This is a genomic window from Inquilinus sp. NPDC058860, assembly GCF_042743185.1.
Classification (GTDB): Bacteria; Pseudomonadota; Alphaproteobacteria; order DSM-16000; family Inquilinaceae; genus Inquilinus.
The window spans coordinates 55,625-75,363 of record NZ_JBHYMS010000005.1; the positions used below are offsets into that span (position 1 = coordinate 55,625).

Genomic DNA, 19,739 nt, shown 5'->3' on the forward strand with positions numbered 1-19,739 from the left:
CCCGGGCGAGACGGGCCGGGACGATGCGAGGTGGTGGAATTCCGCGGCGGGATCAGCGCTCCGGTGGTGCCAGCCCGGCCAGTGCGGCACTGATCGCGCCGGTGTCGTCCGCCAGCGGGCACAGCAGCGCCGGCCGGCCGCCGAGCCGGGCCTCGACCGGCCGGGCTTTGGCGACCATCCGGGCGATCGCGGCCCCGGCCTCCGGCCCGCCCAGCGGCGTCCGGTCCAGCGGCTGGTCGCCCGGATTGCCGCCCAGCGCCTCCTTCACCGCGGTGCCGGCCCACAGCACCCGCACTGGGCCGGACAGCTCGATCATGACCAGATGCGGCAGCATCGGCATGATCTCGACCGGGCTCAGCGCATCGCGATGCGGCGGCCGCCCATCTCGGGCGCAGCCGTCCCACCAGCCCTGCAGCCGGTCGAAGAAGGCGGGGCGGCTGCTCATGGGCTTACAGCGTCGCGAGGGCGTCGCGGAAGGTGGCGGCGTCGACGTTGCCGCCGGAGCAGACGATGACGACGGTGCGGATGTCGTCCGGAATCCGCCCTTCCAGCGTCGCCGCCAGGCCGACCGCGCCGCCCGGCTCGACCACCAGCTTCAGCGTGTCGAAGGCCACGCCCATGGCCCGCAGCACCGCGTCGTCCGGGGCGGCGACGCCGCCCGACAGCGTCTCGCGGGCGATCGAGAAGGTGATCTCGCCCGGGGTGGGGGACTGCAGCGCGTCGCAGATCGACCGCGCCGACGGATCGTTCTTCACGCGCTCGCCGGCCGCCAGCGACCGCCGCATGTCGTCCAGCGCCTCCGGCTCGGCCGAATAGATCCGGGTGCCCGGCAGCCGCGCCTTCACCGCCACCGAGATGCCGGAGACCAGGCCGCCTCCGCTGCAGCTGACCAGCACCGCGTCCGGGCGCACGCCCAGCTCGGCGCATTGCTCGGCGATCTCCAGGCCGATCGTGCCCTGGCCAGCGATGATGCCGGGGTCGTCATAGGGCTTCACCAGCGTGGCGCCGGTCTCGGCCTGGATCTTCGCGGCAACCACCTCGCGGTCCTCGCCGAAGCGGTCATAGGCGACCACGGCGGCGCCGTAGGCTTCGGTGTTGCGCCGCTTGATCGCCGGGGCGTCGGCCGGCATCACGATCGTCGCCTTGATGCCGAACAGCCTGGCCGCCGCCGCCACGCCCTGGGCATGGTTGCCGCTGGAGAAGGCGACCACGCCGCGGGCCCGGTCGGCCTCCGGGATCATGGCGATCCGGTTGTAGGCGCCGCGGAACTTGAAGGACCCGGTGCGCTGCAGCGGCTCGGCCTTGACCAGCACCTCGCGCCCGGCCCGGGCGTCGAGCAGCGGCGAGCGCAGCAGCGGCGTGCGAACGGCCTGGCCGCGCAGCCGCCCGGCGGCAGCCTCGATATCGGTGACAGAGACGATCATCGTTCTTTCTCAGTCGGTTGTCGGCATAGTCCAAATTAAAATGTTAGGTTTCCCTGTCATTGCTGGGCTTGACCCGGCAATCCAGGAGATGTCGACGCTGTCTGGATGCCAGGGTCAAGCCCGGGCGTGACAGGAGAGGGAATGGCAGGCATTCCCTTGCTTGCTCAAGGGGTGCGGTCCAGTCGTGTCACCGGATGTCCCTGCCTGCGATCCAGGTTTTCTGAACGGCCTCCGACTGGCTATTTCCAGGAAAGCTGGTTTCTGGGAAGACGGCCGGTCGGATCGAACGCGATGACGCGGATCGGCAGGTCGGGGCCCCAGCGCCACAGGATCAGGTTGCAGCTGGCCGCGGTCGCATTGGGAACGAAGCTCGGCGCCAACATGCCGACGAAGCCATCCGCCTCGAGCCGTTCCGCGACCAGCCAGGACGGCGCGTCCTCGCCATCGCGCAAATGGCGCAACCATGCGCAACCCAGTTCCACCAGCGTGACGCCATGGCGATCGCGCCCGGCGCTGTCTCTCAGATCCGCGATGGGTTCGCAGTCGACATCATACTCGCACATCGTCAGCGGCAGCAGCCGCTGGGTCAGGCCCTGGGTGCACTCCCCGACCGAGGTCATGACGTCGAGCGACAGATAGAGCGTCGGCCTGCCCTTTCGGTTGAACCGGCCTCCGGTCTTCGCGGCTCCCCCGCCTGAAAGCGGCGAGAAGGACCATGCCGGGTCATGACCGCGATAGCAGCGGCCGATAAACCTCAAGCATATCCCCCGAGCGCGAGGTGATCGAGATAGTCCCTGACCGCGCCGGCCTCGCCGGCCTTGACCAGTGCTTCCGGCGTTCGCCCATCCAGCGCCGGGATCGGCTGTGATCGATACCAGGCCATCGCCTGGGTTTCGCCGCCGGTCCATTCGCGAATCCGCGAGACGATCTCGAGCATTTCGCGCATGCGCGACTGCGTGCGGGGAGCCGTTCGGCGCTCGGCCTTGCTCACGGTCGCAGCAGCGAGGCCGACTGTCTCGGCAAGCTGCCCCTTGGTCATACGGAAGGCGTCCGCGACGCGATCGACATCGATGATGCCGGCCCGGTCGATGAAGTCCGTAACGAAACCCGCGCCTGCGAACGCCATCTCGCTCGTGCTCGGACGAGACGCGCTGCGGACATACGTCTTTCGGGCAGGAGTGCCTTGCCTCTTCCGGCCGTCCGCTGCTGACCTTGCCATGTCCCAATCTCCACCCTGCTTTCGGACATATGATGGGACAAACAGGAGCGAATTTCAACACTCCCCAGGCGAAAGGACATCGGACGAAGCTGCCATGATCCCTAAGGCTGGGGCGCGCCCCTCACCGCAGCAGGTCCGCCTCCAGCGCCCCGGCCTTCGGCGCCTCGCCCAGGCGCAGGCGGTAGGCCTGGGTGTTCTCCAGCACGCGCTGGACGTAGCTGCGCGTCTCCGGCAGCGGAATGGATTCGATCCAGTCCACCACCTGCTCCGGCGATTTCGACGGCGTCGGCGCCCAGGTGTCGACCCGGCCGAAGCCGGCATTGTAGGCGGCGATCGCCCGCGGCCAGTTGCCGTCATAGCGCCGGATCAGGTCGGCGAGGTAGCGGCTGCCGAGGCGGAGATTGTGCACCGGGTCGCCGCTGAGCATGCCGGTGGTGTGGTCGATACCGAGCGACTGGGCGACGTCGCGGGCGGTGCCCGGCCGCAGCTGCATCAGCCCGATCGCCCCGGCGCTGGACACGGCGGTGCTGTTGAACTCGCTTTCTTGCCGCGCCAGTCCGAGCACCAGGGCCGGCGGCAGGCCGCTCAGATCATCGGGCAGCGGCACCAGCGGATAGGCGGCGTCGATCACCGTGAGGCCGTCGCGCGCCGCGGCCTTGGCGGCGCGGACGGCGACGAAGGGATATTTCATCGACGTCGCCAGCGTCGCCAGCAGCCGGTTCTTCTCCGGCGTGTCGGCGTCGACCATCAGCTTGCGCAGGAACAGGTCGGCCCGGTCGCGCTGGCCGACGGCGTCGAGCAGCCGGGCGGCGCGGGCCAGGTCGCCGCCATAGGAGTCCAGCGCCTGGGTGCTCGTCGTCACCGAGACGGGCAGGGCGGCGATGCTGGGCTGGTCGAGCTTGTCGGCCGCCAGCTGGCCGTAGAAGGTCAGCGGCTGCTTGGCCGCCGTCCGGTACCAGTCCGCCGCCTTCTGCTTGTGCCCGGCCGCCTCGTGCGCCCGGCCGGCCCAGTAGGCGCCGCGGGCCAGGCTGATCGGCATGGAGACGTCGCCGTACAGCTTCTCGAAATGCTCGACGGCGTCGGCGGGGCGGTCGAGGAAGCGCAGCGCCAGCCAGCCGGCGAGGAAGTCCTTCTCGGCCCGGTCCACCGCGTCGCTCTGCTCGCGCGCGGTGATCAGCTGATAGGCCCGTCGGTAGGACTGCTCGTCGAACAGCCGGCGGGCGATGATGTGCCGCTCCAGCCACCACGCCTTGGCATGGGTCGAGGTCTTGGGCTGCTGGCCCAGCATCTCGATGGCGCCGGCCTCGTCGTCGTTGCGGCGGCGCCAGCGGGCGCGCTCGTACAGGATGCCCTCGTCCTGCAGCAGCTTCGCCGGCAGGGCCCGCACCGCGGCCGAGGCGTCCGGCGTGCGCGCCATCAGCTTCAGCCGGGCGTCGGCGACGAGGCGCCGGTCGCCGGCGACGCGGGCCAGCATGCGGCGCGCCTCGTCGGCGCGTTCGGCCCAGAGCAGGGCATCGAGCCGCGCCCAGTGGTCGTCGGCGCTCAGCAGGCTGCCGAAGCGCCCCAGGAACTCGGTCTCCTGCGCTCCGGTCAGGGCGATGTTGCGCCAGGTGTCGCGGGCCCAGATCCGGGCGCGGATCGGGTCGGTCGTCTGCAGCGCCGTGCCGAAATGCAGCGCGCCCTCGGCGGTCAGCGGGGCGAAGGCGTCGAACCAGGCGACCACCGCATCGGCCGGCAGCCCGTCGGGCATCGCCCGCTCGGCGCGGCGGCGCAGGGCCTGGACGTTCGGCCAGTCCGGGTTGCGGACGACGAAGGCGGCGAGCTCCTCGAAGCCGGCGGTGCTGTCCGGGCGCGACAGGTCGGCCCAGGTCGCCAGCCGGCCGACCAGGGTGCTCGTCATCTGGGTCTCGACCGTGCGCACCACGTCCCAGGCATTGCGATCGACGGCGAAGAACAGGGCCTGGGCCGCCTTGATCTCGGCCGGAGTGGCCGGCTGGGCGAGGGCCGGGGCGGCGATGCCGAGCAGCAGCGCCGCCGCCGCGGCCAGAGCCCTGCGCTTGCCGGCCCGCACCACAGCCGCTATGACACTGCGTTCACCACCCCAACGCCCACGGAAGCTTCCATGTTCAAGGGATCCATCGTCGCCCTGGTCACGCCTTTCACCGAGAGCGGGGTGGACGAGAAAGCCTTCCAGGGCTTCGTCGACTGGCAGATCCGCGAGGGCACCCAGGGCGTCGTGCCCTGCGGCACCACCGGCGAGTCCCCGACGTTGAGCCACCCCGAGCACGAGCGGGTGGTCGAGCTCTGCGTCGAGGTGGCGAAGGGGCGGGTCCCGGTGATCGCCGGCACCGGCTCGAACTCGACGGAGGAGGCGATCTCCCTGACCCGGCACGCGCAGAAGGCCGGCGCGGACGCCGCGCTGATCGTCACGCCCTACTACAACAAGCCGACGCAGGAAGGTCTTTACCAGCATTACAGGGCCATCCATGACGCGGTCGATCTGCCGATCGTGATCTACAACATCCCGGGCCGCAGCGTGATCGACATGTCGATCGACACCATGGCCCGCCTGGCCGAGCTGCCGCGCATCGTCGGGGTCAAGGATGCGACCGCCGACCTGGTGCGGCCGCTGGCCACGCGGCTTCGGATCGGTCCGGAGTTCTGCCAGCTTTCGGGCGAGGATGCCACTGCCACGGCGTTCCTGGCGCAGGGCGGTCACGGCTGCATCTCGGTCACCGCCAATGTGGCGCCGCGGCTCTGCGCCGAGATGCACGCCGCCTGGGCCGAGGGCGACCTGAAGCGGATGGAGGCGATCCGCGACCTGCTGATGCCGCTGCACCGGGCGCTGTTCCTGGAGACCAGCCCGGGTCCGGTGAAATACGGCGCCAAACTGCTCGGCCTGTCCGACGACCGGGTCCGGCTGCCGCTGGTGCCGCCGGGCGAGGCGACCCGGACCGAGGTGCGCGAGGCGATGGTCTTCGCCGGCCTGATCAACTGACCGGAGCACATCGAGAATCATGGCACAGCCGAAGACCCCGGGTCGCCTCGTCGCGCAGAACCGGCGGGCACGGCACGACTACTTCATCGACGAGAATGTCGAGGCCGGCATCGTCCTGGTCGGGACCGAGGTGAAGTCGCTGCGCGAGGGTCGCGGCAACCTGCAGGACGCCTATGCCGGAGAGATGCAGGGCGAGCTGTACCTGTTCAACGCCCATATCCCGGAATACGGGCCGGCGCAGCGCTTCAACCACGAGCTGAAGCGCCCGCGCAAGCTGTTGGTGCGCAAGCGCGAACGGGACAAGCTGCTGGGAAAGGTGAAACGGGAGGGCATGACCCTGATCCCGCTGTCCATCTACTTCAATGCCCGCGGCTTCGCCAAGGTCGATCTCGGCCTGGCCCGCGGCAAGAAAGCGCATGACAAGCGCGAGACCATCAAGGCGCGGGACTGGCAGCGGGAGAAGGCGCGGGTCCTGCGCGACCGCGGCTGATCCGCGCGGCAGGCCGGTTCCCGCCCGGGGAAACCGGCCCGTGCCACATCAGGCGGTACGGGCGTAGGCGCCAGCCTGCTGCGCCGGCTCCTCGGCGGCGTCGTCCTCGCCCTCGGCCGGCGGGGCGGCCACGGTCCGGTTCGGCGCGTTCATGCGCTGGATGTGCGGCGCCAGCTCCATCAGCTCGACGAAGTTGTCGGCCTGGCGGCGCAGCTCGTCCGACACCATCGGCGGGCTCGACTTGATGGTCGAGACCACGGTGACGCGGACGCCCTTGCGCTGGATCGCCTCGACCAGCCGCTTGAAGTCGCCGTCGCCGGAGAACAGCAGGATGTGGTCGGCCCGGTCGGCCATCTCCAGCGCGTCGATCGCCAGGTCGATGTCGACATTGCCCTTGACCCGGCGCCGGCCCTGGCTGTCGGTGTACTCGCGCAGCGGCTTGGTGACCATGCTGTAGCCGTTGTAGTCGAGCCAGTCGATCAGCGGGCGTATGGGAGAATATTCCTGATCCTCGATCAGCGTGGTATAATAGAAGGCGCGGATCAGGCGACCCTTCTTGGCGAACAGGTCGAGCAGCCGGCGATAGTCGATATCGAAACCAAGGGAACGGGCCGCGCCATAAAGGTTGGCGCCGTCAATGAATATTGCGAGCCGTTCTTCCTTATAGAATATCATGTGCGTTCCTTCGCGGCAGGGGACAGGTTGACAGATTGGGTTCGCTACCCACTTTGCAAGGAGCGGTCAACGGTTCGCGACGAGGCTTGCGCATCCGCCGCATCTGCGCTACGTGGTCCGCCCTTCGGTATAACAAAGATGCGGCCGTTGCGTTGCATCCATCATGTCACGATTCTATCGTCGTGGCTCTTTTCGTGCAGGAGCGGTAGCCCATGGCTCGCGTCACCGTCGAGGATTGCGTCCTCAAGATCCCCAACCGGTTCGATCTCGTGCTGATGGCCGCCCAGCGCGCCCGCGACATTTCGTCCGGCGCTTCGCTGACCATCGACCGCGACGACGACAAGAACCCGGTGGTGGCGCTGCGCGAGATCGCCGACGAGACGGTCGTGCTCGACGGCTTGCGGGAAGCCCTGGTCAAGGGCCACCAGAAGCTGGCCGAGATCGACGAGGCCGATGAGGAGATCATCGAGCTGATGGCCGGCGAGGAGGAGTGGCTCAAGGCCGGCGTGGCGCCGCAGAGCCCGGCCGGCGCGGTCGGCTCGGACGAGGAGTCCACCTTCGGCATCGAGTCCGCCGAGGAGGATGCGGAGGGCGAGGCCGAGGACGAAGAGGACGGCCGCGGCGACCTGGAAATCGGCTCCTCCGAAGACGACATCTGATCCGAGCGGAACTGCCCGGCATGGTGTCAGGCCGCCTGTCGGGAGATCGATGATGCGGCTTGACCGGTCGGGCGACGGAATGGCTGCCGCGCGCCCGCCGAATTTGATCCACAATGCAGCGGATTGTGGTTCAACATATTGTCCGGGCGGGTGTGCCCGCCCGGGAGAATGGCTTATGGATCGGTGGCGCGCGGCATGATCCGCCAATATGAGCTGGTCGAGCGTGTCAAGGCTTACGACCCGTCGGCGGACGAGGATCTGATCAACCGCGCCTATGTTTATTCGATGAAGGCGCACGGGTCGCAGAAGCGCGCCTCCGGCGACCCCTATTTCGTCCATCCGATCGAGGTCGCCGGCATCCTCGCCGGCATGAAGCTCGACACCGGCTCGATCGTCACCGGCCTCCTGCACGACACGGTGGAGGACACCGGGGCGACGCTGAGCGAGCTCGAGGGCCTGTTCGGGCGCGAGACGGCGCAGCTGGTCGACGGCGTCACCAAGCTGTCGAAGCTGGAGTTGCAGAGCGACCAGTCCAAGCAGGCGGAGAATTTCCGCAAGCTGGTGCTGGCGATGTCCAAGGACATCCGCGTGCTGCTGGTCAAGCTGGCCGACCGGCTGCACAACATGCGCACCCTCGGCGCCTTCAACAACGAGGAGAAGCGCCGGCGGATCGCGCGCGAGACGCTGGAGATCTACGCGCCGCTGGCCGAGCGTATCGGCATGCACGGCATGCAGGAGGAGCTGGAGGACCTGGCCTTCGCCCAGCTCCACCCCGATGCGCGCGAGAGCATCGTCCGCCGCCTGGCCCAGCTGCGCGAGGAAGGCCAGGACGTCGTCTCCAAGATCATCGCCGAGCTGCAGCGGGTGCTGGAGGAGGGCGGGCTCGAGGCCAACGTCCTCGGCCGCGAGAAGCGCCCATACTCGATCTGGCGCAAGATGCAGCGCAAGAACATGGCGTTCGAGCAGCTGACCGACATCATGGCCTTCCGGATCGTGGTCGAGACCGAGGGCGACTGCTACCACGCGCTCGGCCTGATCCACGGCCGCTACGCCTCGCTGCCCGGCCGATTCAAGGATTACATCTCGACGCCGAAGCCGAACGGCTACCGGTCGCTGCACACCGCCGTGATCGGGCCGATGCGGCAGCGCATCGAGGTCCAGATCCGCACCGGCGACATGCAGGAGATCGCGGAGCTCGGCGTCGCCGCGCACTGGGCCTACAAGCAGGACGAGCGGAACCAGGACGGCACCCAGTACCGCTGGCTGCGCGACCTGCTCGACATCGTCGACCAGGCCCAGAAGCCCGAGGAGTTCCTGGAGCACACCAAGCTGGCCCTGTTCCAGGACCAGGTGTTCTGCTTCACCCCGAAGGGCGCGGTGATCGCCCTGCCGCAGGGCGCGACGCCGGTCGACTTCGCCTATGCCGTGCACAGCGAGATCGGCAACACCTGCGTCGGCGCCCGGGTCAACGGCCGGATGGTCACCCTGCGCCACCTGCTGCAGAACGGCGACCAGGTCGAGATCATCACCTCGAAGACCTCGACGCCGTCGCCGGAATGGGAGCGCTTCGTCGCCACCGGCAAGGCGCGGGCCTGCATCCGGCGCTTCATCCGCGCCCAGCAGCATGACGAGCACGCCAAGCTCGGCCGGTCGATGCTGCAGGGCGTGTTCCGGCAGGAGGGCTACGAGTTCTCCGACAAGGCGCTGGAAGGCGTGCTCAAGATCTTCAAGGCCGGCGAGCCCGATGACATCCTGGCCAATGTCGGGGCCGGGGTGCTGGGCGCGCGCGACGTGTTCCACGCCGTCTTCCCCGGCCATCGCGCCCAGGTGCAGCAGGAGAAGGAGCGCTCGGGCAAGGTCGTGCCGCTCAGCCGGGCGCGCAAGGCCGCCACCGGCTCCGGCCAGGGGGCGATCCCGATCCGCGGCCTGATCCCGAACCTCGCCGTGCACTATGCCCGCTGCTGCCACCCGATCCCGGGCGACCGCATCGTCGGCATCGTCACCACCGGCAAGGGCGTGACCATCCACACCATCGACTGCGACACGCTGGAGAGCTTCTACAACGCGCCGGAGCGCTGGCTGGACGTCAGCTGGGACGCGGGTGTCGACGCCGCCGAGGACCATGTCGGCCGGATCCAGGTGACGATCAGCAACGAGCCGGGCAGCCTGGGCACGCTGACCACGGTGATCGGCAAGAACGGTGGCAACATCACCAATCTCAAGATCACCAGCCGCTCGGTCGACTTCTTCGAGATCCTGATCGACATCGACGTCAAGGACGTCAAGCACCTCACCAACATCATCGCGGCCCTCCGCGCCATGCCCGTCATCAGCGCGGTGGACCGTGCCCGCAGCCGCTGACCGCCTGCCCGGGCGGGCGTGGCTGCGACCAATGTCGCCCTCACCGGCGATTGATTTCCCTTCGCCGCCGGACCATACAGGGGCGCCATGAGCCAGCACCAGAAGTCGATCGACATGTCGAAGAAGAAGGGCGGATGGGTCGAAACCATCCTGACCGTGGTCTATGCGATCGCGATCGCCTTCGGCATCCGCACGGTCGCCTTCGAGCCGTTCAACATCCCGTCCGGCTCGATGATCCCGACGCTGCTGGTGGGCGACTACCTGTTCGTCTCGAAATTCTCCTACGGCTACAGCAACCAGACGATCGCCTTCGGCCTGCCGCTGTTCAGCGGCCGCATCCTCGGCAGCCCGCCGCAGCGCGGCGACGTCGCCGTGTTCCGCCTGCCGAAGGACACCTCGGTCGACTACGTCAAGCGCGTGATCGGCCTGCCCGGCGACCGCGTCCGGGTCACCGGCGGACGGCTCTACATCAACGGCCAGATGGCCGAGCGCCGCGAGATCGAGCCCTTCGTGATGACGCAGTACGGGCAGCGCATCCTCTATCACCAGTACATCGAGACGCTGCCGGGCACGGATGGCGGCGCGCCGGTCGATCATCGGATCCTCGAGATCGACGACAACCAGCGCTATGACGACACCCCGGAATACGAGGTGCCGCCGAGCCACTATTTCATGATGGGCGACAACCGGGACAACAGCTTGGACAGCCGGGCCGATGTCGGCTACGTGCCGGTCGAGAACTTCGTCGGCCGGGCCGAGTTCCTGTGGTTCAGCCTCGACGACGCCAGCTTCTGGCAGGTCTGGAAATGGCCGTTCGCGCTTCGCTTCAGCCGCATGTTCACGGGGATCCACTGACCGCCGGGTCGGAAGAGGGGCTCGACGCGTTCGCCCGGCGGCTCGGTCACGCCTTCCGCGAGCCGATGCTGCTGGTCGAGGCGCTGACGCATCCCAGCGTCAGCGGCCAGAAGCGGCGCATCGCCAAGCACGGCTATGAGCGGCTGGAGTTTCTGGGCGACCGGGTGCTCGGTCTGGTCATCGCCGAATGGCTGCTCGAGCGCTTCCCGAAGGAGGCCGAGGGCGCCATCGCCAAGCGCCACGTCGCCCTGGTGCGGCGCGAGGCGCTGGTCGATGTGGCCCGGGCGATCGGCCTCGGCCGCCATCTCGTGCTGTCGCCGGGCGAGGAGGTGGTCGGCCGCGAGAACCCGACCATCCTGGCCGATGCCTGCGAGGCGGTGATCGGCGCGCTCTACCGCGACGGCGGGCTCGCGGCCGCGGCCGGCTTCATCCGCGGGGCCTGGGCCGGCTTCATCGTTCAGAACGCGGCGCCGCCGCAGGATCCGAAATCGGCGCTGCAGCAATGGGCGCTCGCCCGCGGCCTCAAGCTGCCGCGCTATGTCGAGGTGTCGCGCGGCGGCAGCGACCACCTGCCGGTCTTCGAGATCCGGGTCGAGATCGAAGGCCAGCCGGCCGCTACCGCCAGCGGCCCGTCGAAACGGGTGGCCGAGCGCGACGCCGCCGCCGCTCTCCTGCAAAGGCTTTCCTCATGACCGAAGCTGCGACGCGCTGCGGGTTCGTCGCCCTGATCGGCGCCCCCAACGCCGGCAAGTCGACCCTGCTCAACACCCTGGTCGGCACCAAGGTCGCGATCGTCTCGCCGAAGGTGCAGACCACCCGCAGCCGGGTGCTCGGCATCCTCACCGAGGGCGCGGCCCAGATCGTGTTCGTCGACACCCCCGGCATCTTCAAGCCGCGCCGGCGGCTCGACCGCGCCATGGTCGCTGCGGCCTGGGGCGGGGCGGCCGAAGCCGACCTGGTGCTGCTGCTGGTCGACGCATCGCTGAAGGGCGTGCGCGAGGAGACCCGCGGCATCGTCGGGAAGCTGGCGGAGACCAAGCGCCAGGCGATCCTGATCCTGAACAAGACCGACGCGGTGCGGCCGGAGGTGCTGCTGGCCCTGGCGGCCGACCTCAACGCCTCCGGCGTGTTCACCGACACCTTCATGATCTCGGCCCTGACCGGCGACGGTGTCGACGACCTGCGCCGCCACCTGGCCGCGCATCTGCCGGAGGGGCCGTGGCTGTTCCCGGACGACCAGGTCTCCGACATGCCGATGCGCCTCCTGGCGGCCGAGATCACGCGCGAGAAGCTGTTCCTGCGGCTGCAGCAGGAGCTGCCCTATGCGGTCGCGGTCGAGACCGAGAGCTGGGAGGAGCAGCCGGACGGCAGCGTCCGCATCTCCCAGATCATCTACGTCCAGCGCGACGGCCAGAAGGCGATCGTGCTCGGCCGCGGCGGCCAGATGATCAAGGCGGTCGGCACTGCCGCCCGGCTGGAGCTGGAGGAGATCACCGAGCAGCGGGTGCACCTGTCGCTGTTCGTCAAGGTGCGCGAGAACTGGCTCGACGACCCCGCCCGCTATTCGGTCTGGGGGCTGGACTACGACGCGTGACCGGTGCGGTCGCTCTTTTGGTGTCATTGCCGGGCTTGACCCGGCAATCCAGGGGCCACCAAGAACCGCTCTGGCTGCCCCTGGATCCTCGGGTCAAGCCCGAGGATGACAGAAAGAGGGGAGGCGCCCAATCCCAGGTTCAGATGTTCCCGTTTCGTGCTATACGGTCTGGATGACGTTGGACGGGGCATGATGTGGACTGGCGCGACGACGGCATCGTCCTGACCGTCCGCCCGCATGGCGAGGCGGCGCTGATCACCGGCGTGCTGACCCGCGGGCACGGCCGCCATCTCGGCGTCGTCCACGGCCAGCGCCGGCGGGCGCAGCTGCCGCCCGGCACGCTGGTCTCGGCGCAGTGGCGCGGCCGCCTGGCCGACCATCTCGGCACCTGGACGCTCGAGGTCGACCGCACCCCGGCCGCCGCGATCATGGATGAGCCGCTGCGCCTCCTGGCCCTGGTCTCGGCCTGCGCCGTGCTCGACGCCGCCTTGGCCGAGCGGCAGCCGCTGCCGGCCGCCTACGACGGCACGCTGGCCTTCCTCGACACGCTGCCGACGCCGCATTGGGACGCCGCCTATGTGCAGTGGGAGGTCGGGATGCTCGGCGTGCTCGGCTTCGGCCTCGACGTCTCGCGCTGCGCCGTCACCGGCAGCAACGACCATCTCGCCTTCATCAGCCCGCGGACGGGCAGGGCGGTGTCGCTCTCCGCCGCCGGGCCCTATCGCGACCGGCTGCTGCCGCTGCCCGGCTTCCTGACCGGGCGCGAACCGCCCACTCCCGCCGCGGTGGCCGAGGGGCTGGACCTCGCCGGCCATTTCGTCGACCGCCACCTCTTCGCCCAGGCCGGGAAGGCGCCGCCCGAGGCGCGGACCCGATTTGTCGAGGCCTACCGCCGAAGCGCGCTTCGGTCGGCCGCGCCGTTGCGCTAGAATCACGGACATGACCAGCAAGCCTTCCGAGTCGATCCTGCCGGTGCCGCTGCACGACGCGCTGAGCACCCGTTATCTCAACTACGCACTGTCGACCATCACCTCGCGCTCGCTGCCCGATGTCCGCGACGGGCTGAAGCCGGTGCACCGCCGGCTGCTCTACGCGATGCGGCAGCTGCGCCTGGCCTCGACCACGCCGCCGAAGAAATCGGCCCGCGTGGTCGGCGACGTCATCGGCCAGTATCACCCGCATGGCGACGCCTCGATCTACGACGCGCTGGTGCGCATGGCGCAGGAGTTCGCCCAGCGCTACCGGCTGGTCGACGGCCAGGGCAATTTCGGCAACATCGACGGCGATAACGCCGCGGCCATGCGATACACCGAGGCCCGGCTGACCGCCGTCGCCGAGGCGCTCCTGGAGGGCATCGACGACGACGCGGTGGATTTCCGCGAGACCTATGATGGCGAAGGGCGCGAGCCGGTGGTGCTGCCGGCCGCCTTCCCGAACCTGCTGGCCAATGGCAGCCAGGGCATCGCGGTCGGCATGGCGACCTCGATCCCGCCGCACAATGTCGGCGAGATCTGCGACGCGCTGCAGATGCTGATCAAGCGACCCTCCGCCACGGTCGACGACCTGCTGACCATGGTCCAGGGCCCGGATTTCCCGACCGGCGGCGAGCTGGTCGAATCCGCTGCGGCGATCCGCGAGGCCTATGCCACCGGCCGCGGGGCCTTCCGCGTCCGGGCGCGCTGGGAGATCGAGAAGCTGCCGCTCGGCCTGTATCAGATCGTGGTCACCGAGATCCCGTACCAGGTGCAGAAATCGCGGCTGATCGAGAAGCTGGCCGAGATCGTGACCGCCAAGAAGCTGTCGACGCTGGAGGATGTGCGCGACGAATCGGCCGAGGACGTGCGCATCGTCCTGGTGCCGAAGAGCCGCAACGTCGAAGCCGACATGCTGATGGAGCAGTTGTTCCGGCTGACCGAGCTGGAGACCCGCTTCAGCCTGAACATGAACGTGCTGGACGCCACCAACGTCCCGCGGGTCATGGGGCTGAAGGACGTCTGCCGCGCCTTCCTCGACCATCGGCACGAGGTGCTGGAGCGGCGGTCGCGCCACCGGCTGGCCAAGATCGAGCGGCGGCTGGAGATCCTCGGCGGCTATCTGATCGTCTTCCTCGACCTCGACGAGGTGATCCGCATCATCCGCGAGGAGGACGAGCCGAAGCAGGGGCTGATGGCGCGCTTCGGCCTGACCGAGCTGCAGGCCGACGCCATCCTCGACATGCGGCTGCGGTCCCTGCGCAAGCTCGAGGAGATGGAGATCCGGCGCGAGTTCGATGGCCTGTCGGGCGAGCGCGACGAGCTGCTGGCGCTGCTGGCCGACGAGGGCAAGCGCTGGAAGGCGGTCTCGACCGAGATCGGCCAGATCAAGAAGCGTTTCGGCCAGGACACCGAGCTCGGCCGCCGCCGCACCAAGATCGGCGAGCCGCCCTCCGCCGTGGTGGTGTCGATCGAGCCGCAGATCGAGCGCGAGCCGATCACCGTCTTCCTGTCGGCGAAGGGCTGGATCCGCGCCTTGCGCGGCCATGGCCTGGATCCGGCCGAGATCAAGTACAAGGACGGCGACGCCGAAGGCTTCGTGCTGCAGGCCGAGACCACCGACAAGATCCTCCTGTTCGGCAGCGACGGCCGCTTCTACACCCTCGGTGCCGACAAGCTGCCGCGTGGCCGCGGCTTCGGCGAGCCGGTCAGGATGATGGTCGACCTCGCCAACGACGCCGACATCGTCGCCCTCCTGGCCCATGCGCCCGGCCGCAAGCTGGTGCTGGCCTCGACCGACGGCCGCGGCTTCGTGGTGCCGGAGAGCGACGTCGTCGCCCAGACCCGGGCCGGCAAGCAGGTGCTGAACCTGAACGACGGCGCCAAGGCGGCGGTCTGCCGCCCGGTCGCCGGCGACACGGTGGCGGTGGTCGGCACCAACCGGCGCCTCTTGTGCTTCCCGCTGTCCGAGCTGCCTGAGATGTCGCGCGGCAAGGGCGTGACGCTGCAGAAGTACCACGGTGCCGCGTTGTCGGACCTGACCACCTTCAAGCGCGAGGAGGGGCTGATCTGGCAGATGGGCGGCGGCCGCACCCGCACCGAGCCGGAGATCCCGATCACCGCCCGCGGCCGCACCGGCAACCTGCCGCCGCGCGGCTTCCCGCAGAACAACAGGTTCTTGTGACCTTGCTCCCCTCCTGTCATGCCCGGGCTTGACCCGGGCATCCAGAGAGCGTCGACATCTTCTGGATTGCCGGGTCAAGCCCGGCAATGACATTAAGGGGGCCGGAAACGGCCGGTGACCGGCAAGTGAGCCAATGGAGTCCTGACATGACCACCCGCACCCTTCCCCCGATGTTCTCGCTGTGGCGCGCCGACGGCCAGTCGGGCCTGCTGCGCTCTGCCGTGCTGGTGGTGCTGGGCACGGCGCTGATGGCGCTGTCGGCCAAGATCCAGGTGCCGTTCTTCCCGGTGCCGATGACGATGCAGACCGCCGTGGTGCTGCTGATCGGCGGCGCGTATGGCTGGCGTCTGGGCGGCCTGACCATGCTGGCCTATCTGGCCGAGGGCCTCGTCGGCCTGCCGGTCTTCGCCGGCCTGGCCGCCGGCCCGGCCTATTTCGCCGGCCCGACCGCGGGCTATCTGGTCGGCTTCGTGGCCTCGGCCGCGCTGATGGGCCTGGCAGTCGAGCGCGGCTGGACCCGCAGCCTCGCCGGCATGGCCGCGGCCGTCGCCGTCGCCTCGCTGGTCCCCTTCGTCACCGGCGTGGCCTGGCTCGCGGTTCTGGTCGGCCCGGCGGCGGCGATCTCTGCCGGCTTGGTGCCGTTCATCCCGGCGGCGATCCTCAAGGGCGCCCTGGCCGGTCTGCTGCTGGCCAAGATCGACGGCCTGGCCCAGCGTCGCGACGCCTGAGACCAAAAGGACGCGACGACGCAGAAGCGGCGTTGCGTCCCATCTCCGAGTCTCATTAGATGGCAGCAGCGCCGCGGCGGACGACCGCGGCGCCATGCGGAAACCACGCTCAATGCAAACAGGGGGGAGAGCCCGAGAGATGAAGCGGCGGAATTTCATCGCGACCGCGGGGGTTGGCTTGGCGGCCGCGCCGCTGGCGGCGCCGGCGATCGCGCAGGACAGGCCCGAGGTCAAGTGGCGCCTGGCGTCGAGCTTTCCGAAGTCGCTCGACACCATCTATGGCGGCGCCGACGTGCTGTCGAAGGCGCTGTCGGACCTGACCGACGGCAAGTTCCAGATGCAGGTCTTCCCCTCGGGCGAGCTGGTGCCCGGCCTGCAGGCGCTGGACGCCGCACAGAACGGCACGGTCGAGGCGGCGCACACCGTCGCCTACTACTATGTCGGCAAGGACCCGACCTTCGCCATCGGCTCGTCGATCCCGTTCGGCCTCAACGCCCGCCAGCAGAATGCCTGGCTGTACCACGGCGGCGGCAACGACCTGCTGAACACCTTCTTCGGCAATTACGGCGTGGTCGGCTTCCCCGGCGGCAACACCGGGGTGCAGATGGGCGGCTGGTTCCGCAACGAGGTCAAGTCGCTGGCCGACCTCAAGGGCCTGAAGATGCGCATCGCCGGCCTCGCCGGCCGGGTGGTGGAACGCATCGGCGTGGTGCCGCAGCAGATCGCCGGCGGCGACATCTACCCGGCGCTGGAGCGGGGCACGATCGACGCCACCGAATGGGTCGGGCCCTATGACGACGAGAAGCTCGGCTTCTACCAGGTCGCCAAGTTCTATTACTACCCGGCCTTCTGGGAAGGCGGCCCGACCGTGCATTTCCTGTTCAACAAGGAGAAGTACGAGGCGCTGCCGGAGGCCTATAAGAAGGCGCTGGCCGTTGCCACGGAGTACGCCAACTTCAACATGCTGGCGCTCTACGATGTGAAGAACATCGCGGCGATCCGCAGCCTGGTCGGCAAGGGCGTGCAGCTGCGCCCGCTGCCGCGCGACGTGCTCGACGCCGCCTACACCGAATCCTTCAAGCTCTATGACGAGCTGTCTGCTTCGAACGCCAACTGGAAGGCGATCTATGAGCCGTGGAAGAAGTTCCGCGGCGAGGCCTATCAGTGGTTCCGCGTGGCCGAATACACCTATGACAGCTACGTCTACGCCCAGCAGGCGGCCGGCAAGTAGGCCAGCCCTTCGCTGAACCGATCGGGGCCGGTCCTTCGCGGGACCGGCCCTTTCTCTTGGCTACTTGAAGTCGGGCGGGGGCAGCGGATCGCCGGGCTGGGCCGGGGCCGGCGCCGGTTGGCTGCCCGGGGCCGGCGGGGCGCCGAAATCGGGCGGCGGCGGGGTGCCGAAATCGGGCGCGGCCGGGGCGCCGAACGGGTTGGCGCCGTCGACGCCCGGCATCGGCACGTTGATGTTGATCGAGGCGGGATCGGCCTCGACCTGGCCCGACTTGTAGTGCGTCACCAGCTCCGGGAAGGCGATGACGATGGCGACCATCAGGACCTGGATCACCACGAAGGGAATGGCGCCCATATAGATCTGCCCGGTCGTCACCGGCGCGATGGTGCGGCCGGTGACCTTGTCGCGATAGGCCCGGTTCGGCGCCACCGAGCGCAGGTAGAACAGTGAGAAGCCGAAGGGCGGATGCATGAAGGAGGTCTGCATGTTGACCGCCAGCAGCACGCCGAACCAGATCAGGTCGATGCCCAGGCTCGCGGCCGCCGCCCCCAAGAGCGGCACGATGATGAAGGCCAGCTCGAAATAATCGAGGAAGAAGGCCAGCACGAAGACCAGGAGGTTGGCGACGATCAGGAAGCCCAGCACGCCGCCCGGCACCGAGGTCATCAGATGCTCGACCCAGACATGGCCGTTGAGGCCGTAGAAGGTCAGCGAGAAGACGCGGGCGCCGAGCAGGATGAACAGCACGAAGGCGGACAGCTTGGTCGTGGTGTCCAGCGCTTGGCGGATCATGGTCCAGTTCAAGCGCCGGTTGACCGCCGCCAGCACCAGCGAGCCGACCGCGCCCATGGCGCCGCCTTCGGTCGGCGTGGCGATGCCGAGGAAGATGGTGCCCAGCACCAGGAAGATCAGCACCAGGGGCGGGATCAGCGAGGTGACCACCCGGCCGGCCAGCGCCAGGCCGCGCAGCGTGCGCGCCTCGGGCGGCAGCGCCGGCGCGCTGTTCGGCCGGAGGATCGACATGATCAGGATGTAGCCGGTGTAGAGGCCGGTCAGGATCAGGCCCGGCAGCAGCGCCCCCTGATACATGTCGCCGACCGACTTGCCGAGCTGGTCGGCCATGATGATCAGCACCAGGCTGGGCGGGATGATCTGCGCCAGCGTGCCGGACGCGGCGATGACGCCCGACGCGAGCGACCGGTCATAGCCGTAGCGCAGCATGATCGGCAGCGAGATCAGCCCCATCGAGATCACCGAGGCCGCGACCACGCCGGTGGTGGCGGCCAGCAGCGCGCCGACGAAGATCACGGCATAGGCCAGGCCGCCGCGGACCGGGCCGAACAGCTGCCCGATGGTGTCCAGCAGGTCCTCGGCCATGCCGCTTCGTTCGAGGATCAGCCCCATGAAGGTGAAGAACGGGACGGCCAGCAGCGTCTCGTTCGACATCTGCTGGTAGAACCGATCGGGGATCGCACCGATCAGGTTGAACTGCAGCACGCCGAGCTCAACACCGATCAGGTAGAAGGCGAAGCCGACGGCGGCGAGGGAGAAGGCGACCGAGTAGCCGAGCAGCAGCACGACCACCAGGCAGGCGAACATGATCGGCGCCATGTTCTCGATCAGGAACTGCGTCATGCGGACGGGCTTTCAGGCACTGGTGGTCAGGGGGCTGGTGGGCCGGCTCAGAGCGGATCGGCTTCGTGGCCGTGCGTCTGGACGATGTCGGGCGTGCGGCCCGACAGGATGGCGATCCGCTTGATCAGCTCCGACAGCCCCTGCAGCGCCAGAAGGGCGAATCCGGCAGGGATCAGCGCCCAGACCGGCCAGCGGATCAGGCCGCCGGCGTCGCCCGACGTCTCGCCGCTGACGAATTTGTCCACCACCACCGGCCAGGAGAGCAGGATGGAGATGACGCAGAAGGGCAGGAGGAAGAACAGGGTGCCGAAGATCTCGATCCGGAGCTGGGTGCGGCGCGAGCAGCGGCCGTAGAGGATGTCGACCTTGACGTGCTCGCCCTTCAGCAGGGTGTAGCCCGCGGCCAGCAGGAAGACGGCGGAGAACAGGTACCATTGCAGCTCCAGCCAGGCGTTGGAGCTGATCGAGAAGGCTTTCCGCAGGATGGCGTTGCCGGCGCTGACCAGGATGGCGACCAGGACGAGCCAGGACACGGCTCGTCCGACCCAGCCGTTGACAGCGTCGATGACGCGGCTGGCACCCAGCAAAGCCCCCATCTGACCTCCCCCGTTCTTGTACGCTTCAGCGCTGTTGATTGGATCGATGCAATTCGCCGCTGCGAAATATCAGCTTTCGCGCGCGAGACCAACCGGCGATTGGCGTGCGGGGGGGCAG

At 68.8% G+C, this 19,739-nt stretch carries 19 protein-coding genes; 11 read left to right on the top strand and 8 right to left on the bottom strand.

Annotated elements, in window-relative coordinates; all coding sequences use genetic code 11:
• Positions 1–52: 52 nt before the first annotated feature.
• From ACFW16_RS05105 to ACFW16_RS05125, 5 genes are all read right to left on the bottom strand, one after another.
• Entirely contained in the window at positions 53–445 is a 393-nt protein-coding gene (locus ACFW16_RS05105) for a hypothetical protein (protein WP_380302511.1), read from the bottom strand.
• A 4-nt stretch (positions 446–449) separates the two neighbouring features.
• Positions 450–1,424, bottom strand: a complete 975-nt coding sequence (locus ACFW16_RS05110) for a threonine/serine dehydratase (RefSeq protein WP_380302513.1) — start codon at positions 1,422–1,424, stop codon at positions 450–452.
• Between the two features lie 239 nt (positions 1,425–1,663).
• Entirely contained in the window at positions 1,664–2,182 is a 519-nt protein-coding gene (locus tag ACFW16_RS05115; protein ID WP_380302515.1) for an RES family NAD+ phosphorylase, read from the bottom strand.
• Positions 2,179–2,550 (bottom strand): antitoxin Xre/MbcA/ParS toxin-binding domain-containing protein, encoded by a 372-nt coding sequence (locus tag ACFW16_RS05120; RefSeq protein ID WP_380302517.1) that lies wholly within the window; start codon positions 2,548–2,550, stop codon positions 2,179–2,181. The genes ACFW16_RS05115 and ACFW16_RS05120 overlap by 4 nt, the downstream gene beginning before the upstream one ends.
• 214 nt (positions 2,551–2,764) lie before the next feature.
• On the bottom strand, positions 2,765–4,714 hold the full coding sequence (locus tag ACFW16_RS05125; protein WP_380302518.1) for a lytic transglycosylase domain-containing protein: 1,950 nt from the start codon (positions 4,712–4,714) through the stop codon (positions 2,765–2,767).
• Between the two features lie 51 nt (positions 4,715–4,765).
• Between ACFW16_RS05125 and dapA the strand changes: the two genes are divergently transcribed.
• Both dapA and smpB read left to right on the top strand, forming a co-directional pair.
• Positions 4,766–5,641 carry a 4-hydroxy-tetrahydrodipicolinate synthase gene (gene dapA, locus ACFW16_RS05130; protein WP_380302520.1) on the top strand — a complete coding sequence of 292 codons (876 nt, stop codon included), beginning with the start codon at positions 4,766–4,768 and terminating at the stop codon, positions 5,639–5,641.
• A gap of 19 nt (positions 5,642–5,660) precedes the next feature.
• Entirely contained in the window at positions 5,661–6,131 is a 471-nt protein-coding gene (gene smpB / locus ACFW16_RS05135; RefSeq protein ID WP_380302522.1) for an SsrA-binding protein SmpB, read from the top strand.
• A 48-nt stretch (positions 6,132–6,179) separates the two neighbouring features.
• On the opposite strand, the gene ACFW16_RS05140 is transcribed toward smpB, so the two are convergent.
• Entirely contained in the window at positions 6,180–6,806 is a 627-nt protein-coding gene (locus ACFW16_RS05140; RefSeq protein WP_380302524.1) for an NYN domain-containing protein, read from the bottom strand.
• Between the two features lie 212 nt (positions 6,807–7,018).
• On the opposite strand from ACFW16_RS05140, the gene rpoZ reads away from it, so the two are divergent.
• From rpoZ to ACFW16_RS05185, 9 genes are all read left to right on the top strand, one after another.
• On the top strand, positions 7,019–7,465 hold the full coding sequence (gene rpoZ / locus ACFW16_RS05145) for a DNA-directed RNA polymerase subunit omega (protein WP_380302526.1): 447 nt from the start codon (positions 7,019–7,021) through the stop codon (positions 7,463–7,465).
• Positions 7,466–7,660: 195 nt separating this feature from the next.
• Positions 7,661–9,826: a RelA/SpoT family protein gene (locus tag ACFW16_RS05150; RefSeq protein ID WP_380302746.1), complete on the top strand. Its 2,166-nt coding sequence runs from the start codon at positions 7,661–7,663 to the stop codon at positions 9,824–9,826.
• An 87-nt stretch (positions 9,827–9,913) separates the two neighbouring features.
• Positions 9,914–10,681: a signal peptidase I gene (gene lepB, locus ACFW16_RS05155; RefSeq protein ID WP_380302528.1), complete on the top strand. Its 768-nt coding sequence runs from the start codon at positions 9,914–9,916 to the stop codon at positions 10,679–10,681.
• Positions 10,633–11,373, top strand: a complete 741-nt coding sequence (rnc, locus tag ACFW16_RS05160; protein ID WP_380302530.1) for a ribonuclease III — start codon at positions 10,633–10,635, stop codon at positions 11,371–11,373. Before lepB ends, rnc begins: the two co-directional genes overlap by 49 nt.
• Complete coding sequence (gene era, locus ACFW16_RS05165; RefSeq protein ID WP_380302532.1) at positions 11,370–12,275, top strand: GTPase Era; 906 nt, start codon at positions 11,370–11,372, stop codon at positions 12,273–12,275. The genes rnc and era overlap by 4 nt, the downstream gene beginning before the upstream one ends.
• 194 nt (positions 12,276–12,469) lie before the next feature.
• A complete protein-coding gene (gene recO / locus ACFW16_RS05170) occupies positions 12,470–13,204 on the top strand; it encodes a DNA repair protein RecO (RefSeq protein ID WP_380302534.1) in 735 nt (244 codons plus the stop codon).
• A 10-nt stretch (positions 13,205–13,214) separates the two neighbouring features.
• Positions 13,215–15,431 (top strand): DNA topoisomerase IV subunit A, encoded by a 2,217-nt coding sequence (parC, locus tag ACFW16_RS05175; RefSeq protein ID WP_380302536.1) that lies wholly within the window; start codon positions 13,215–13,217, stop codon positions 15,429–15,431.
• A 146-nt stretch (positions 15,432–15,577) separates the two neighbouring features.
• On the top strand, positions 15,578–16,159 hold the full coding sequence (locus tag ACFW16_RS05180) for a biotin transporter BioY (protein WP_380302538.1): 582 nt from the start codon (positions 15,578–15,580) through the stop codon (positions 16,157–16,159).
• Between the two features lie 139 nt (positions 16,160–16,298).
• Entirely contained in the window at positions 16,299–17,390 is a 1,092-nt protein-coding gene (locus tag ACFW16_RS05185; RefSeq protein WP_380302540.1) for a TRAP transporter substrate-binding protein, read from the top strand.
• A 60-nt stretch (positions 17,391–17,450) separates the two neighbouring features.
• Here ACFW16_RS05185 and ACFW16_RS05190 read toward each other — a convergent pair whose 3' ends face one another.
• Both ACFW16_RS05190 and ACFW16_RS05195 read right to left on the bottom strand, forming a co-directional pair.
• Positions 17,451–19,025 (bottom strand): TRAP transporter large permease subunit, encoded by a 1,575-nt coding sequence (locus tag ACFW16_RS05190; RefSeq protein WP_380302542.1) that lies wholly within the window; start codon positions 19,023–19,025, stop codon positions 17,451–17,453.
• Positions 19,026–19,072: 47 nt separating this feature from the next.
• Positions 19,073–19,621: a TRAP transporter small permease subunit gene (locus tag ACFW16_RS05195; RefSeq protein ID WP_380302544.1), complete on the bottom strand. Its 549-nt coding sequence runs from the start codon at positions 19,619–19,621 to the stop codon at positions 19,073–19,075.
• Positions 19,622–19,739 lie beyond the last annotated feature (118 nt).